Genomic DNA, 16,443 nt, shown 5'->3' with positions numbered 1-16,443 from the left:
GAAGTACTGGCCTTCCCCGAGCGAGTTCTTGCAAGCGCTGGCATCCGACGCCGAAAAAGCCGTCATGGGGCCACGAACCCCTTGACGGCCGCTGCCGCAGCGGCAGCGCGCCCATCCGGGCCGACTTTTTCAAGGCACTGTTCGCTAACAGTGCGAAGAACTACGGCCAACTGCCAAGGGGCTTCAAGCTCACCGATCGAACGCTGGCCTCGTTGGCGAACGGTGCATTGGGTCTCGGCCCTGACGATCTGGTGGACGATGCGTATATGAAGCGGCTTCGCCGGCGCGAACGTAGCGGGACCAAGTCACGGCGCCGGGCGCAGCAAAAAGGGGGCCTTGGCCCCCGAGGTTAGAGCAGTTCACGCTCGGCGAATGACGCTGTGGCATTGCCAGCGACGATGATGTGATCCAGTGTGCGTACGTCCACCAACGCCAGCGCATCCGTGAGCCGCCGGGGGTTCCCGCTCGGATGGTTGTGCGAGAAGATCACCGCTGCCGCGTTGAACCGCAGCGCCTCTTTCACGACTTCGCGCGGATGCACCGATGCGCTGTCGATGGTGCCGCGGAACATCTCGACATACTCGATCAGCCGATGCTGCGAGTCCAGGAACAGTACCGCAAAGACTTCGTGCTCAAAGCCGGCCAACTTGGTGCTCAGGTACTCCTTGACCAGCATCGACGACGTGAAGGGCGTGCCCCGCCGCATTTTCTGGTCGATGACCTGGCGCGCCGCCTCCAGAATCTTCTCCACCGACGCCGGCAGATAGCGCCCCTGCGCGTCACGCACCAGCAGCGAGGAATCGAATGAGGAAAAGGACAGTTGCGACATGATCGTGCTCCGGTTGCTCGGGCGGAATTGCCCGGAACCGCGTCCAGCACGGCGCAGCGCAAGCGGTCACAGGGTCGAAGACGGCCACGGCCGCAAGCGCCCAAAGCGCGCAGCCCTTGACGGCGAGAACGCCGTGATACGGTGAAGGGACCAGCAAGACCGCCTATCCACCTCCAACGAAGGCAAGGATGGGCAAGCGGAGCGCGCAGGCCCACAGGGCCGGAGGCGTCAGGGATCAAAGCCGAATGGCCGCGACTCGGCACGAGGCGCAGGGCGCAGCCCGCGAACCCGACGGCGGCACGCCGGGACGCCCGGGGAGAACCGTTGAAATTGCTTGAAAGCGAACACCGTTGGTGACTAGCTGATCTTCAGCCACTCACCAGCGAGCTCTCGATTGTCTAGAGGAAATGACTCGACTGGTCAGGGCGGTAGCAGAACGAGACGCTACCAGGTCGGCCGAACAGCAGCCGCAAATGAGCGAAACGCGGTCCTCCCCTCGCGTTTTCTCCACAGCCCTTGACATGGCCCGGGCGATTCTCGGGATGCGGACCAGGCGGAGCACTCCAACCGGATAGACGGATAGCTTGGAAGGAGCGCGCCTGATGCGGATAGCGTTTCCCAACCATAAGCGGGGTATTCAGTCGGCCTTTGCGATTGCCAGCGACAGGCACTCTCGCCTTAACACGGCCCGCTCTCGCCAACTGCCGAATGCGACGAGACCTTCGGCCTGAAGCAGGTGGCCGCTAGCATCCGCAGAGAACGGGCATCGGCGAAGGAGCCAAGGTGATAGCGATTGGTGGTGTTTGGGCTGGAAATGTTAGTGATTACTTTCGCTATGGCGGCTACAAGATGTCTAAGGTGTCATTGATTGGTCCAGATTCGCAGGCTTCCGGGAGGTTCGCGGAAGTATGCGTTGGGCTATGGTGATATCCGTTGGTGAAGTCCTGGCCGATTCTGGGCGACGTCAATTCACCTTTGTGAGTGACCGCTACCGCTGTAACCCTTAGATAAACGTTCAATCAACTTGAAACAGGACCTAAGGTGGTACCGGTTGGTGGATCTGGCAACCGTCGCGGGCCTCCAAGGGACCGCCAACGCTCTCTTACCCAAGGCAAAGTGGTAGCGATTGGTGCATGGTGCGGTGCTACGCCGGTGAGCTACATTCTTTTATATCAATAGCTTACAAGCTCAATCTTAGAATTAACACGAAGTAAACTGACGAATCGCTATCTGTACCAATCGATTACACCTTCGCAGCTAGGAGCACCAATGGATAGCACCTTGGTGTCGCCATTGCTTTAGGGCGCCACCAATCACTACCACTTTGGGCGGTACGACAGGATGGAGCGACGCTAACTTCGATTTTTTATCAAAATAATCAATAGGTTACATACTTCACCTATTTTTCCTGCGCCAGCGGTGTCAGACCAATCACTTACACCATAGCGACCCCGGGGCTCGTCGCTCCAACTCGAACGGATTCCACCTTGCTCCTGCGTCACCGAGGCCACCGGCGAGCAGATCACACCAATGGATGACACTCTTTGTGAGGCTTCCCTGGCGTGTGCACACCAACGAATACCACCTTGGCTCGTTACCCTAACGTTCGAGACTAACGAAAAGCCATCGGACTAGGCGAGGGGCGTCATTTTGCGAAAGGCAGTGTGGTCGACTAGCAAAGCATACCAATCACTACCACCTTGCCTCGTCTTCCCGGTACCAATCGATTACACGTTGCAGGGCAAACTTGCTGGCGACTTGCCGGCTAATTTGGCACTGGCATTGACGATCGGACCAGCGGCTGCCGTCTTGCCCGATCCCCTGATTGCACAGGTTGTGCGGCGTCGGCCGTCATGTGAGCTTTGTCGGATCTCCGTTGGCGGGCCTTTGCGCCAACGAATGTACCCGGTCGCCTGGTTCACTCCAGTTAGGTAAAGCTCGATGCATTCGAGCCGACACCGCGGATGATGCTCGAATCACGAGTCAAGGTGATATCCATTGGTGTTGAACTTTAGAAATGCTTTCAGTAAGTGCTTTATGGTTAACTTTCACGGAAGGCCACCAGCTAAGGTGGTATTCGTTGGTGTCGGAAAGGACGAAGGTTGGCGCCGAGCACCGATCGGAACGACTGAACGCTTCTATTTTGGCCCCTTATCGTCACTTTTAGCCCGAGCGGAGCTACGCAGGATCCGGATTTGCACCAATGAGTTACACCTTGAGGATCTCGGTGCCTGTCCATCTGAACGTTGTGGTGCGCGAACGCGTATCACGTTGTCTGCCAGCGACAGGAATCCACACCAATCGACTACACCTTAGAAATTGGTCATCGCCCGGGCGAGCCTTATGCCATAAGGGTTGCTGGGCTAAGGACCTGAGGGAAGATCCCTGCGATGTTCTGTCAAAAAGGGCTCGGCATCCACTAGGTGGACATAGGCAGAGGATCGTGGCCTGTCAGGGGAGCAACGGTGGGTTGAGCTTGTATCGCTCTCGTCACTTGCTAGCAAGCTTTCTTGCTTGTAAACAAACAGCTATTACAGGGCCCATTTTCTCCTTTTGAATCAAATAGTTACGATGAGCAAAGCGTTAACCGTTGGTCAGGAGGTGATAGTGGTTGGTCGATAGGTGGCATTGATTGGTACGTTAACGTGTAAGCCTTTGGTGCGTCGTGGTGTAATTGATTGGTGCCAAGGCGTTAACAGTTGGTGCAAGGTGTAGTTCGTTGGTTATGGCTGTGGATAAGTCCCTGGAACCCGCGCCGTAGTTCGCTTTGCCGTCGTCACAGGATTTCTATGGTGATATCGGTTGGTCGCGATGGTGCTATTGGTTGGTTCGGGCATAGCGGCAACGGCGAGAATCGTGCTTAAGAGCAGATTCGCACCAATGCATACCACTTTGGGRATTTTGCCCTGGGCCGCATACCTACCAACCGCTGACGATGGTGGCATTGTTAACTTGACCAATTACACCTTAGCCACGATAGTAACGTCCATTGACGCTGAGGGGCGAGGGAAAGCATGGCTAACATCGTGAGGAAAACGACGCCGGAGCAGCTCGGCTTCGACATCTTCACTGCCGTGCGAGAGCAACTCGGACCTGACAGCGCAATTACCGAATCGCCACGGGATATCGGGTACCGAAAGACCAATGTCCTGATTGACGTTACCACGCTGAGCCTGTTGGCACGCCGAACGATCAACGCGCTTTGGCTCGAGGTGTCGGAGCGGCCGGACCAGACCCACTATGACCTTGATCTAGGCTACTTCAAGTGGCTCGCCAAGTACGAGAAGTCGAACAACATCACTCACCTCAAGAAGGTGCTGCGCGAGTGCCAACAGTCGTCGGTGCAGGTGACCGTTGAGGGCGGCAAAGGCGGCGATCCTCAGTGGGCCTCCATACCTTTGCTCGGGCCTGTCGCGATTGCTGGCGGCAGGATCACGTTCAAAGTTGACGAGATGATCCACCGACAACTGAAGGATCCTCAGCGCTATACGTATCTATCGTTGCGGATGTCGGCGGCGCTCTTCAGCTATGCCTACATTCTCTACGAACGCTTGAGCTCCCTGCGATTCATGGGAACCACGGAGTGGATTCCTCTGGACGAGATACGACGCTGGGTGAATGCCGACTCGGTCAAGTCGCTCACTGAATATAAAGAGTTCAAGCGTCAGGTGCTTGACAAGGGTATCAAGCAGATTAATGAGTTGACCGACTTGCACGTTGAGTTTGAAACGAAGAACGCACAAGGCTCTCGCCGCGTTGCCGCGCTTCGGTTCAAATTGCGGGACAACGCCTCCGGCAAGCTTGTTCTCGACTTCAATTCGCCTCATGAACTGAAGGACCTCTATGAGACGCTGGTCAAAGGCTTCGGGCTCAGTAAGAAGCATCTGGACGAGCTGGTGGAGAACCGGGACGAATATACCGATGAACGCATTAAAGCCGCAATCGAATTGACGCGCTTCCGCGTGAAGAGTGGCAAGGTGAAGGCGCCGGCGATGTACCTGATGAAGGCGATCCGCGACAATTTGCGACTTAGCGAGATCGAAGTGCAGATGGCAAATGCGGGCGCACCTAAGCTGACGGTGGCCGAGCCGATCGCCGAGACTACCGAAGCGCAACGGAAGCTGACAAGGACCGCGGAGAGCGAGGCCGAGGCTGGCATCGCGGCTTATCTTGACCTGGGCGAAGATGCGCGGGCACGAGTGCGCAAAGCACTGCAAAAGGAAGCTACCTTCAAGATGGCCGCGAAGCGCGTGAAGGTCAAAACCGTGCCAGACGAATTGGAGATCCTTGGGCACTCTGCACTACGCCTGGAGCTTGGTTCGTTCATGGGCCGGGCATCTACCGCCGAACTTGTCAGCTAACACCGTGCGGTTGCACCAATCAATTACACCTTGGCTGCTCAGGCCCACATTCAGAGTCAGTCCAGCTTGGCTCGAGCTTGCTCTGAGTGATCTTGAAATTCGCGGACCAGGGGCATAAGCAGCGGCGGCACGGTATTGAGTCTCTCGCTCCGAGCCGGAGCTCTGTGAGACCTGTACAGACCCCGAAACGCAATCTGCACGCTGGGCGTCTCTGCAAACGAGCCAAGCCTGCTGGCAGCGGCTACGATCAGTCCTTTGCGATGACTCTAGGCCCTTGAGGTCGAGCCGCCGGCGAATGGCCTACAGCAGCGTGACGTGCGCTGCTTCGCCGGCTCGTCCCTCCGTGATGCATACTCCCGCTCTGAAGCCTTCGGCTTGTAGCAAGGGGGCGGGGTGCAGCGAATCGTGCAATCGTGCTTGAGGCAGTGCCCCCGGTGCCTCATTCAAGTCTCCCTCGATGTAGGGGTAGCTACGGACCCCGGCTCGGATCGTCCGACCCGTAGCGCGGTTCTGACGTATCCCCTTCTTTCCTGCCCTTGGTTGAGAGTCCTCCCGACAGGAGCAATCCCCTCCGGTCGCGGATCACCTGGCTCGCATTGTGGTCCGCGTTGGCGCGGCAAGTCGCAGCATTGGCAGACAAACACACCTTGTGAGGACCAATGGCTCGGGTTGATGCGGCCACATTCACTACGCTCGTGCGAACTGTGATGCGGAGACACCCTGAGGGGAAGCTTGTTCCATCGCTGTACCTTGCATGTGCGAACGTGAACGTTCCGCCCCAGGAGTCCGGACCTGGTTCTTGAGCGACGGGCCTGAGCCGCCCTATTTCGTCCTTGCCTTTGGCGGCGCACCCATGGCCTTGACGCGGCACAGCCGAGTCTGCGTTTGGCTCGCCAGCCGGTCATTCACTTGAAGTAAGCCGACCCGAATATGACCAAGCGTCAGAGTTCAATATTAGATTTCAGCCCGTCGACAGTTTGTACTACTCACGCAGCAGTACCGCCGCACAACGCTTTCACGCGTGAAAGTGCCCTCATATCGTTTGCTCCGAGTAGATATACTTAAAATATGTATAAAATATATTGAAAACATTCCTTGCGCGCAGAATACGGGCACCTTAACGTGGCACGCACTACCTCCCGTGCGTATTCCAAATATTCTTGGATTCGAGAGACTAGAGCCTCAGGAGCCATATCCGTTGTTGTGCGGGTGTACTTTCAAGCATGAAAGTCTTGCTCTGACAGCAGCTTCGCTGATCCCACGTGCAGACGTCGTCGCCTACTTTACCCCGCCAGCAGATCAGTTCATGGGTGGTGAGGACCCGCAGCGACAGAGTTTCAAGCATGAAAGTCCGATCGAGGATTGGCCGCGAACTTTGAACCGTTTCAGATCAAAATCTCCTAGACACGCGCCATCGGAGATTTTCATGTTTGAAAGTTATCCCCGCCCTGCACAGATTTGTCATTTGTTCGCATAAACCAATCAAAGCCCATACCTTTACTCTGTTGTTGCAGATGCAAGCGGTGATTTTCATGCGTGAAACTGGCAGAGCCTCAAGTCAGTCATCACGTAAAGCTGCAGCACCAAAGCTTCCCTCAGTGGAGTTTCGAATCCGACTTTCGAGCGTGAAAGCGCGCGCTTTTTGATGCGGAGACGTGGCCGTTCTTCTTCACTTTCACGCATGAAAGTAGATGCCTCTTGCCAAAGGACCGGGGCGGTTCGGGTGTTGCGTACCTGATGATTGCACGAATCGCCTATCGTCCTTTCCGAAATGCAATGCATCGGGGCTAAGTCGGATTGCGTGATAGGCGACGAAACCGACGGCCAGGGCAGGAATGAGAGGCAGCGGCCTCCTTTGCGCAGGTTAAGTGGGAGCTTTCATGCATGAAAGCCGGCCGTCAGTGTCTGTGCCGCGGGAGTACGAAATAGCGTCACAAGCCTTCGTTGCGTGCAGGTCCTCTGGCTCCGTACTTTCATGCTTGAAAGATGACGCCTGAACTTCCGACCAGCTTTCATGCATGAAAGCGCGAGGAAGGTTGGGCGGCTGGGCGCTAAGGGGAGCCATATGCAACCCTCTCCCTGTTGTCGCCAGGCAACGCATCCTTCATAAATTTCTGGATTTTATGCGTGAAAATGCCTATCACAGTTCGAGGCAAGTTAAAGTTCCACGTGGCTGATATTTTTTATTTGAGTTGGGTTTCTTGGGGAGTGTATGCCGGCAAAGATCGTGACCGTTTTCAACCAGAAGGGGGGCTGCGGCAAGACTATGGTGTCGATGCAGCTTGCCGCGAGTTTCGCTCTGCGCGGGCATCGGACGATGCTGGTCGACATGGACAAGCAAGGAACCAGTACGATTTGGGCGGGGCAGGCCTCTCAGGATAAGCCGTTTCCAGCGACGGTCATTAGCCTTGCACCGCTGCGCGAAAAGCTGATCGGCGAAATTGCGAAGCACGCGGAGAATCACGAAGTCATCCTGATCGACTGCCCTCCAGCCATCGAATCCTCGATCCCGTGGGCTGCGCTGAACATCTCCGATCTCGCGTTGATTCCAGTGATTCCACTTATGGACAACGTATGGGCGAGCCGAGAAGCCAAGGAACTCGCTAGGCGTGCCCTCGAAGAAAATCCGGATCTGCAAACCTTCTGCGTGCCGTCAATGGCCAGGCGTGGGAATGTCTTCAAGGCTTGCACGGAAATCTTGCAGGAGGATCAAGGCATTCCCCTGCTCGAGACCGGACTCCAGCAGAGAAATGCCTATGGAGAGTCGCAGATGTTTGGTCTGTCAGTGCATGGACTATCTGGATCTTCCGCTGCAGTCAAAGAAGTAGAGGAACTAGCGAAGGTCGTGTTGAGCAAATTGGGAATTGAGTCGACGCGCAAGCCAGTGAAAGGTAAGGGCAGCATGAACAAGCAACGGGAGGTCGCATAATGGGGAAGAGCAAGCTCGAAATGATGCGTGAACAGGCTAACAAGGCTGTCGCTGCGGCACCGCCGCCAGACCGTTTCGCGCGTGCCCAGGCTCTTGTTGAACGCCAACCGAACGGATTTGCTGAAAAGCAACCCGAGACGGCCGTTGTTATCCCCCCCAATTCGGCTGAGGTATTAAAGCCTAACTTTAAGCATGATGGGGCCGGGGAAGTCGCAGCGAAAGCGGTCGCAACTGTGACCAGAGCGGTGGACGCGCAGGGTGGACCGTACTATGAGGAAGCGGACCTTGGCCTGATTGATGACAACCCATTCAATGCCCGTAGACTCTATCGCCCTGAACGGGTCCACGAGTTGGCTGAGAGCATTCGGGCCGACGGCCAGCTGGTCCCAGGGATCGCAACGATTCGGGACGGCCGCCGTGTCCTCGCCGGTGGGCACTATCGTTTCAAGGCGCTTAAGGTTGCTGGCATTCAGAGTATGCGCTTGCTGGTACACCCAAACTTGAGTGATCAGCAACTCTATCAACTCTCTTACAAAGAGAATGCAGAGCGGGAGGCCCAATCCCCCCTGGATAACGCGTTGGCTTGGAGATCGTTGATTGACCAAGGCGTCTACCCAAACGAGTCGGCGATTGCTGAAGTCACGGGGATGTCACTGCCGAATATCAATAAGACGCTGGCCATCATGAAACTCTCCGAGCCCGTGCTCGAGATAGTGCGGGAGAAGCCGGAGGCGTTTGCCCTTTCCACACTGTATCAACTCACTCTTCTGGAGAAGGTCGCGGGCAGCACCGTAGCCGGTGCCATGGCGACTAAAATTGCTGACGAACAGGCCTTCTGCCGGGACGTAGAAGAGGCCCGCGCACGTTATGAGTCCAAGCCAGCCCGTAAGCAGAAGGAGACGTCCCGCCAGCATCGTCTCATCGATTCCGACGGCAAGCCACTTGGGGTGTTGAAAGATTGGGATTCTGGGAAGGTGTCATTCGAAATCACGCTGCTCGATCCGGCTCAACGGCGTGCGCTTGTCGACGAATTGAAGGAGCGATTCGCACCAGCCCGCCACCCCAAGTGAGTTTCAAGCCGCACAGTGCTGCGAAGATGTCGGCGGGAGGATGGTTTAGACGTGGTCATCTTCGCACTTTCACGCATTAAAGTGATCTAATAGCATCTTTAATTGGCTGGGAGGGGTGAGTCGGCGCAAATAATGCGCGGCGTTTTGCCCCGGGAGTTGCCGGTCCGACGCATGCGAATTCCTCATGCTCCAAACGAGCTAATTGAGCTGCTTAATGGAGCGTCCGGCGAATTCTCCAACGAGTTGCTTTGCGTTACCTTGGCCGATGGCGGGGTACGAATATCTAGTCGGGGCGAGCATCAGTGCGACGATCGGGTGCGGCCACGCTCGCGACGGATGTCAATTGTGCAATCGTGCTATAGGGCATTCCTGAATGGGCGGGATCGACTCGCATGACAGCTTCACTGCGACCTCGATGCGAGGGAACTGGTGAACACTCATGCCATTCAGAATGGCATGCCACGCAGGACGGTCCGGAGCCGCCGCCGGCGTTGGCCTGCTCGGCGGACCTGCCTTGGCAACTAGTCAGTCCAGGGCACCGGTCGGGGGCGAGCCCGCTAGCCCCGAGACTCAGATCTCGTCTGCTATCACCAAATCTCCTTTCGAGCGGACGGTCAGGTCGCCGTCAACTCTGCGCAATACCTTCGGCGCGAAACGGTGCTAAGTGATTGATTTTCAACATTAATCGTCACCGTTAAATCCGAGCCATGGGAAGTTGTGTACAAAAATCAAATGCCGATAATTTTCGCGCAATGCCAGCCACTTGTCTATTTCGCGACGGCTCGCGGGTCCCTGTCACCGTTGTTTGTCGTGAAGTGTAGTAAAGATGCTACCTCGATGCTGCGCAAAAGATGTGGTAAATCAATAACTTAGCATTTCTTGTGCGCGTATCCTTAGCAACATTACTACGCTTTTCGCGTATTAATGTTGTTTATTAAGCACTTTATGTGGCGAGGGCGCACTGGCGCGGAGGATGTTGTGGCGTGGAACGACCGTCGTCTCCACCGCCCACCACCACCATTCTTCTTGTTGACGAACGTGGGCGAGCCCGCCAGCCTCGTGCCGGCCGCACGAGTTCACCCGCCTGCGATGGCGATCGGCCTAGCGTCGAGCAAGACAGGGCAGGCCGGTCGTTCAGTTTGACTTCAATACCCGCAGCCGCAGAAGCTCGATGTTCGCTCGGCCATACATCTGGCGCTTGAGGAACTTGAGCCGGTTGACGTGACCCTCGATCTGGCCATTGCTGCCATGGCAGCTTGAAGGCCGCCCGCACAGCCGGTAAGTCGGCGCGCAGGCTTTGCGCGAACCTACGCATTTCCGCGGCGTCGCAGCGCGACAGACGCCTCAACCATCGATCGAACTGCAGCAGACTTCGCCGGTGCATGAGCCCGAGGAACTCCCGCGCGAGGCTGCGGACCTCGCCCACCACGGGTTCGATCTTGCACAGCGCCTGCACGAAGCGCTCGTGGTCCGCACTCCTGGGCTCCTCGACGGCGAGCTTCCTCCATCCGACAAGCCATCCGAACACGCGCCGGGCCGACGGGCACGGCATCGTGCGCCCGGATGCCTGGACAAGCGGTACCTTGCCTTGCGGAAAGAGGAGGCGGACCACGCAATTCTGCACGGCGGAGCGATTACCCATATAGCCTCGCTGCTTGAGTTCTTGCCAGATCAGTTCAGGAAAGCGACAGCCCTAGGCGATTCGTTCCTCAATATAGCTGCGATGGGGATCCAAAGGCGTCGGACCCCGCGCCTTGGGTGCGCGCTCGGGGAAGGCCCCCGCGGTGACGAACTTGCACACGGTTCGATGGTTGATTGAGAGCTCGCGCGCGATTCCTTTCATCGTGCCGCCCTGGGCGCGTAGCGCCATCACCCGCTCCTACAGCGCCAGCCGCGTGGCGCACCGCGGATCGCTCACGCGCTGCCATGACCGTAGTGAGGTGCGGCTCAGCACCCCCCGCCGGCCCAGGGTCACGCCACCGACCTCGACTTGCTGCGCGGCTTGGCGCAGTTGCGGTCCGAGTCGGTACAGCAGCCTCTCGACGTTGTCGCGCAGGTTGCACAGCAGATGCCAGCGATCGGAGACTTGCTTGGCTGCCGGCAGCGTGATGTCGACCGCCTCGAAGTAGGCACCCGCCCGGTCCCTGGCGACGATCTCGATTGATGGGTGCGCACGCATCCACGCGGTCACCGCAGTTGTTTCCCTGCCGGGGCGAACACTTCGATCGGCTCACGTCGCTCCAGGTCGACGATGATACGTTCCGTCTTGGTGACCGCGCGCGATCGCCGAGTCATCGATGCCGACGACCCGCGGTCGTGGTTTGCGCTTGCGTCCAGGAGCTCTTCGCAACTCCTGCCGTGCGGTGTCGGCACTGGTGCGCAAGCCCAAGACGTCAGCAAGCCGGGCAGCTGCCACACCACCGAGGGCGTGGCCTAGCGCGTGCAACGCCCGAGCTTGTGATCGCGTTCGACGTTGATGCCGACCGGCCAAGGCGTGGATGTTCTCGGCAAAACGTACGACGGGGGCAGCCGGCATTCGCACACTTGAAGCAACGCACCTCCACGGCGAGAACGCCCCGCTTCTCAAGCATCGGACGTTCTTCCAGTCTGCGCACACAGCTGCCCTGGAGTCGGTTACTCCAACGACGGCAGGCAGGACAAGGTGCCGCGCGAACCGTACTGCAGGCCTCGACAGTGATGGTCTCCCCTCGCCCGTCGCTGGAGACGACGCGCTTACCCACACGAGCGAGAATACGATCGATCCCACCGGAGAACTTGGCTCATGGTAACGATCAACGTGGGGCCAGATCGGCACGAAATAAAGCCCTCGACGCGGCAGTCACACAAAGTGCGGAAGCCCCATCTTTACTACACTTCACGCTTTGCGAGCCGCAGCGGCATCATGGGCCAGCATCGTCCGTATAGAAATGCTCAGATCCTGAACCTCCATCGCGTAGAACAGCAATTCACGGCGTTGCGCCAAATGGTCACGAGGTGCGGGAGTGACTGGCGACGCGCTTCGAAGCATCAACAAGGCCATCGCCACAGCTGCCGCTGAAATCAACTAAGCATTGCGCATATCCATAGCCCGTGTCGGGGCATAAGCATGCGTGAAATACTTCGTTCCGCCAGGCCTAGGCCGATGGTTATCCTGCACCACTGGATTTCAACGCTACCGGCTCTCCCTCGCTGGCCTGATGCGGCGAAGCTGTCTACCGAACTTTGCCCCATGGGCGGTCTCCGATCCCCGACGGACGTCATTTGTCGAGTGCGCCGCGGCACCACGTCGCGTGGGATGAAACCGACCCCCTCTCACTCCAGACACCGACATGCTTGCACACAACCAGAACTCACCCGAGGCGGGCATACGGCTCGCCGTTGATGTTGGCGGCACGTTCACCGATACCGTGCTGCTGGTGGGCGCACAGCGCTATACCAGCAAGGTCCTGACCACGCCAACGGCGCCCGAGAACGGTGTGATCCAGGGCGTGCAGGACATCCTGGCTAGCGCAGGGCTGACCCTGGCACAGGTCGACCTCTTTATACTCGGCACCACGCTTGCCACCAATGCGCTGATCGAGCGCAAGGGTGCGCGCACCGCGCTGATCACTACCGCGGGCTTTCGCGACCTGGTCGAGATTGGCTGGGAGGATCGCTTCGCGCAGTACGACATCTTCCTCGACAAGCCCGCGCCCCTGGTGCCGCGCTACCTGCGCTTCGGCGTGCCGGAACGCGTCGACGGCCGCGGCCAAACGCTGTTGGCGCTGGACGACGATGCCGTGGCCGCGCTGGTGCCGCAACTGGAAGCGCAAGGCGTGGAGAGCGTGGCGGTGACCTTCCTGCACAGCTACGTCGATCCCGCGCACGAGCAGCGCGTGCGCGCAATCCTGGGCGAACTGGCACCACACCTCTGGGTGTCGCTGTCGTCGGACGTGTGTCCGGAGATCCGCGAGTACGAACGCTTGTCCACCACCAGTGCCAATGCCTATGTGCAGCCGCTGGTGGCGGGCTATCTCAAGCGCCTGCGGGACCGCGTGGTGGCGCTCGGCCTGCGCAGCCCGCTGTTCCTGATGACCTCAGGCGGCGCCATTACCAATATAGAGGCTGGCATCGCGCAGCCGGTGAGGCTAGTCGAGTCAGGGCCTGCGGGCGGCGCTATCCTGTCGCGCCGCGTGGCCGAGCAGGCCGGCATTGGCCGCGCGCTGTCCTTCGACATGGGCGGCACCACCGCGAAGATCTGCTTTATTGACGACTACCAGCCGCAGATTACGCGCAGCTTTGAATTTGGCCGCATGCACCGGCACTTGAAAGGCTCGGGCTTGCCGATCCGCATTCCGGTGATCGAGATGGTGGAGATTGGCGCGGGGGGTGGCTCTATCGCGCGCATCGATGCGCTGGGTCGCGTGCAGGTCGGCCCGGACAGCGCCGGCTCCGACCCCGGCCCGGCCAGCTATGGCCTGGGTGGCAGCGCAGCCACCGTGACCGATGCCAATTGCGTGCTTGGCCTGCTCGACCCGCAGCGCTTTGCCGTCGGCAAGGTGGCGCTGCAGCCGGCGTTGGCACGCCAGGCGCTCGGCACCGACATCGCCCTCGGGCTGGGCACCACCCCGGAGTTTGCCGCGCTGGCTGTCACGGAGATCGTTACCGAGAACATGGCCAACGCCGCACGCGTGCATGCCACCGAGCTTGGCAAGGCTGTCGAGGACTACACGCTGATCGCATTTGGTGGCGCCGCGCCGCTGCACGCGGCGGCGCTTGCCCGGCGCCTGGGCATCCGCCGCGTGATCGTGCCGCAATCGGCCGGCGTGGGCTCCGCCCTCGGCTTCCTGTGGGCGCCGATCGCCTACCAGGCGGTGCGCAGCTACTACCAGCGTCTGGATGCCTTTGACGCGGCGGCGGTCAACGCCGTACTGGATCAGCTTGTCGCCAATGCGCGCGACATCGTTGGCCAGGCGGCGCCGGGGCAGGCGCTGGGCGAGCAACGGCTGGCTTACATGCGCTATGCCGGGCAGGGGCACGAGATCCCCGTTCCGTTGGACGCATGCGCCCTGGATGCGCAGGATGCACTGGCGCTGGGCGAAGAGTTCGAGCGCGCCTATGCGGCGCTTTACGGTCGTACCTTGCCGGGCAACCCAGTCGAGATCATCAGTTGGTCAGTCAACGTCAGCACCGCGCCGCCGCCGATCGCGCGCACGCGTGAGGCGGAGACGGCCGCTGGCGGGGTGGCCAGCAGCGGCCAGCGCGCGTTGTTCGACGGCGAGCTTGGCGTGGGACGCGATGTGCCCGTGTTCGAGCGTGGTGCGCTGATGCACGGCGCCGTCGTGCAGGGCCCCGCGCTGGTGGTGGAGGACGAAACCACGACGGTGGTGCCTGCCGGCTTCGTATTTTCGCTGGACTCCGGCGGCCACCTAGTGCTGGAGGCAACGCCGCTGGCCAAGGCTACGACAGACGAAACCACACTCGCGGAGGCCGCACAATGAGCACGCAACACCCAGCAGCCAGCCATGCCACGCTGCGCAATACCATCCATGCCCAGGTGATGTGGAACCGCCTGCTGTCGGTGGTGGAAGAGCAGGCGCAGACGCTGATTCGCACCGCCTTTGGCACCTCCACGCGTGAAGCGGGCGATCTCTCGGCCGGCGTCTTCCTGCCCGACGGTCGAATGATCGCGCAGGCGGTGACCGGCACGCCCGGCCATGTCAACTCGATGGCGGAATCGGTCAAGCATTTCCTGCGCGCCTTTCCTTCGCACACCATGGCCGAGGGCGATGTGTACCTCACCAACGATCCGTGGAAGGGCACCGGGCACCTGTTCGACATGACCATGGTCACACCGGTGGTGCGCGCGGGGCAGGTGGTGGCGCTGTTCGCCTCGACGCTGCACGTGGTGGACATTGGCGGCATCGGCGCGGGACCGGATGGCACGCAGGTCTATCACGAGGGCCTGTTCCTGCCGATCCTGAAGCTGTTCGCGCAAGGCCAGCCCAACCAAGCCGTGCTCGACATCGTGCGCGCCAACGTGCGCGAGCCGGTCCAGGTCATTGGCGACCTGCACGCGCTGGTGGCCTGCAATGAGATCGGTGGGCGCCGCCTGCACGCGATGATGGATGCGTTCGGTCTCGGCGACCTCGCCGCGGTAGGCGAGTACATCATCCGCCAGGCCGGCCAGGCCATGCAATCCGCGATTGCCGCGTGGCCGCACGGCACCTGGCACAACAGCATGACTATTGATGGCTACGAGTCGCCGATCACATTGGTCGCCAGCCTGACGATCTCCGCCGATGGCATCGATGTGGACTTTACCGGCACGTCCCCGGTGGTCGCGCGCGGCATTAACGTGCCCAAGGCCTATACGGATGCCTATACCTCCTTCGGCATTCGCTGCCTGATTGGCGCGGATATACCCAACAACGCGGGCTCGCTGGCGCCGGTGCGTGTGCATGCGCCGGAAGGCTCGATCCTGAATGCGCCGTTTCCCTGCGCCGTGACCGCGCGCCACATCATCGGCCAGATGCTGCCGGACGTGGTGTTCGGCTGCCTGCGCCAGGCCCGCGCCGGCACGGTGCCGGCGGAGGGCGCATCCAGCCTGTGGAATATCCAGCTGTCGGGCGGCCAGCCGCTTGCCGGCGCCGCCGCCAGCGAGCTGATGAAGGGGCGGCCCTTCGCCATCACCAGCTTCTCCACCGGCGGCACGGGCGCGCGCCCCGGCAAAGACGGGCTTTCCACCACGTCCTTTCCGAGTGGTGTGCGCAATGTGTCGGTAGAGATTCTCGAAACTGTGAGCCCGCTGGTGTTCTGGCGCAAGGAGTACCGGCCGGACTCAGGCGGCGCCGGACAACAGCGTGGCGGGCTGGGCCAGGTCATCGAGGTGTCCAACGCCGACGGTGCACCAATGGTCCTGGCCGCGGCATGGGACCGGCTGCAGTTCCCCGCGCGGGGCGCCGATGGCGGCCTGGCAGGGGCGCCCGGCCGGGTCTCGCTGGCATCCGGCAAGGTCCTGCAAGGCAAGGGCCGGCAACTGGTGCCGGGCGGCGATCGCCTGGTAGTGGAAACGCCGGGCGGCGGCGGCATCGGCGACCCGGCAAGGCGGGAACCGCGCCAATTGGCGGCGGACCTGCGCAATGGGCTGGTAGGCGGCGCGGCTGCAATCGAATGCTACGGCGCGCAACCCTCGGGTGTCGTTGCGTCCGATCTTGCCACGCCGGCCTGAGTACCGTCATTCCGTTTCTTTCATCCGATTTTCCATCAGGAACC

Annotated in this window: 8 protein-coding genes; 5 read left to right on the top strand and 3 right to left on the bottom strand. The window is 60.0% G+C overall.

Annotation, left to right across the window (positions count from 1 at the left end):
• Positions 1–349 precede the first annotated feature (349 nt).
• Positions 350–829, bottom strand: coding sequence for a JAB domain-containing protein (locus AB4061_RS21590; RefSeq protein ID WP_441637342.1), 480 nt, complete (start codon positions 827–829; stop codon positions 350–352).
• Positions 830–3,843: 3,014 nt separating this feature from the next.
• Between AB4061_RS21590 and AB4061_RS21585 the strand changes: the two genes are divergently transcribed.
• From AB4061_RS21585 to AB4061_RS21575, 3 genes are all read left to right on the top strand, one after another.
• Positions 3,844–5,190 (top strand): replication initiation protein, encoded by a 1,347-nt coding sequence (locus tag AB4061_RS21585; protein WP_441637340.1) that lies wholly within the window; start codon positions 3,844–3,846, stop codon positions 5,188–5,190.
• Between the two features lie 2,212 nt (positions 5,191–7,402).
• Entirely contained in the window at positions 7,403–8,119 is a 717-nt protein-coding gene (locus AB4061_RS21580) for an AAA family ATPase (protein WP_441637338.1), read from the top strand.
• Between the two features lie 20 nt (positions 8,120–8,139).
• Positions 8,140–9,189, top strand: a complete 1,050-nt coding sequence (locus AB4061_RS21575; protein WP_441637336.1) for a ParB/RepB/Spo0J family partition protein — start codon at positions 8,140–8,142, stop codon at positions 9,187–9,189.
• Positions 9,190–10,882: 1,693 nt separating this feature from the next.
• On the opposite strand, the gene AB4061_RS21570 is transcribed toward AB4061_RS21575, so the two are convergent.
• On the bottom strand, positions 10,883–11,059 hold the full coding sequence (locus AB4061_RS21570) for a hypothetical protein (RefSeq protein WP_441637334.1): 177 nt from the start codon (positions 11,057–11,059) through the stop codon (positions 10,883–10,885).
• A 9-nt stretch (positions 11,060–11,068) separates the two neighbouring features.
• Positions 11,069–11,368, bottom strand: a complete 300-nt coding sequence (locus AB4061_RS21565) for a hypothetical protein (protein WP_441637332.1) — start codon at positions 11,366–11,368, stop codon at positions 11,069–11,071.
• 1,150 nt (positions 11,369–12,518) lie between these two features.
• On the opposite strand from AB4061_RS21565, the gene AB4061_RS21560 reads away from it, so the two are divergent.
• Both AB4061_RS21560 and AB4061_RS21555 read left to right on the top strand, forming a co-directional pair.
• Complete coding sequence (locus AB4061_RS21560; RefSeq protein ID WP_441637331.1) at positions 12,519–14,669, top strand: hydantoinase/oxoprolinase family protein; 2,151 nt, start codon at positions 12,519–12,521, stop codon at positions 14,667–14,669.
• The gene (locus AB4061_RS21555; protein ID WP_441637329.1) at positions 14,666–16,399 is read left to right on the top strand and encodes a hydantoinase B/oxoprolinase family protein; all 1,734 of its coding nucleotides are present in this window, start codon (positions 14,666–14,668) and stop codon (positions 16,397–16,399) included. Before AB4061_RS21560 ends, AB4061_RS21555 begins: the two co-directional genes overlap by 4 nt.
• Positions 16,400–16,443 lie beyond the last annotated feature (44 nt).

Source organism: Cupriavidus sp. YAF13, assembly GCF_052113425.1.
Classification (GTDB): Bacteria; Pseudomonadota; Gammaproteobacteria; order Burkholderiales; family Burkholderiaceae; genus Cupriavidus.
Note: the sequence above shows the minus strand (reverse complement) of the source record. Positions and strands in the feature narration are given on the sequence as shown.

Excerpts from the sequence above, each read along its gene's own strand:
- AB4061_RS21575 (WP_441637336.1), top strand. The coding sequence starts at position 8,140 with ATGATGCGTGAACAGGCTAACAAGGCTGTCGCTGCGGCACCGCCGCCA.
- AB4061_RS21580 (WP_441637338.1), top strand. The coding sequence starts at position 7,403 with ATGCCGGCAAAGATCGTGACCGTTTTCAACCAGAAGGGGGGCTGCGGC.
- AB4061_RS21590 (WP_441637342.1), bottom strand. The coding sequence starts at position 829 with ATGTCGCAACTGTCCTTTTCCTCATTCGATTCCTCGCTGCTGGTGCGT.
- AB4061_RS21560 (WP_441637331.1), top strand. The coding sequence starts at position 12,519 with ATGCTTGCACACAACCAGAACTCACCCGAGGCGGGCATACGGCTCGCC.
- AB4061_RS21555 (WP_441637329.1), top strand. The coding sequence starts at position 14,666 with ATGAGCACGCAACACCCAGCAGCCAGCCATGCCACGCTGCGCAATACC.
- AB4061_RS21570 (WP_441637334.1), bottom strand. The coding sequence starts at position 11,059 with ATGGCGCTACGCGCCCAGGGCGGCACGATGAAAGGAATCGCGCGCGAG.
- AB4061_RS21565 (WP_441637332.1), bottom strand. The coding sequence starts at position 11,368 with ATGCGTGCGCACCCATCAATCGAGATCGTCGCCAGGGACCGGGCGGGT.
- AB4061_RS21585 (WP_441637340.1), top strand. The coding sequence starts at position 3,844 with ATGGCTAACATCGTGAGGAAAACGACGCCGGAGCAGCTCGGCTTCGAC.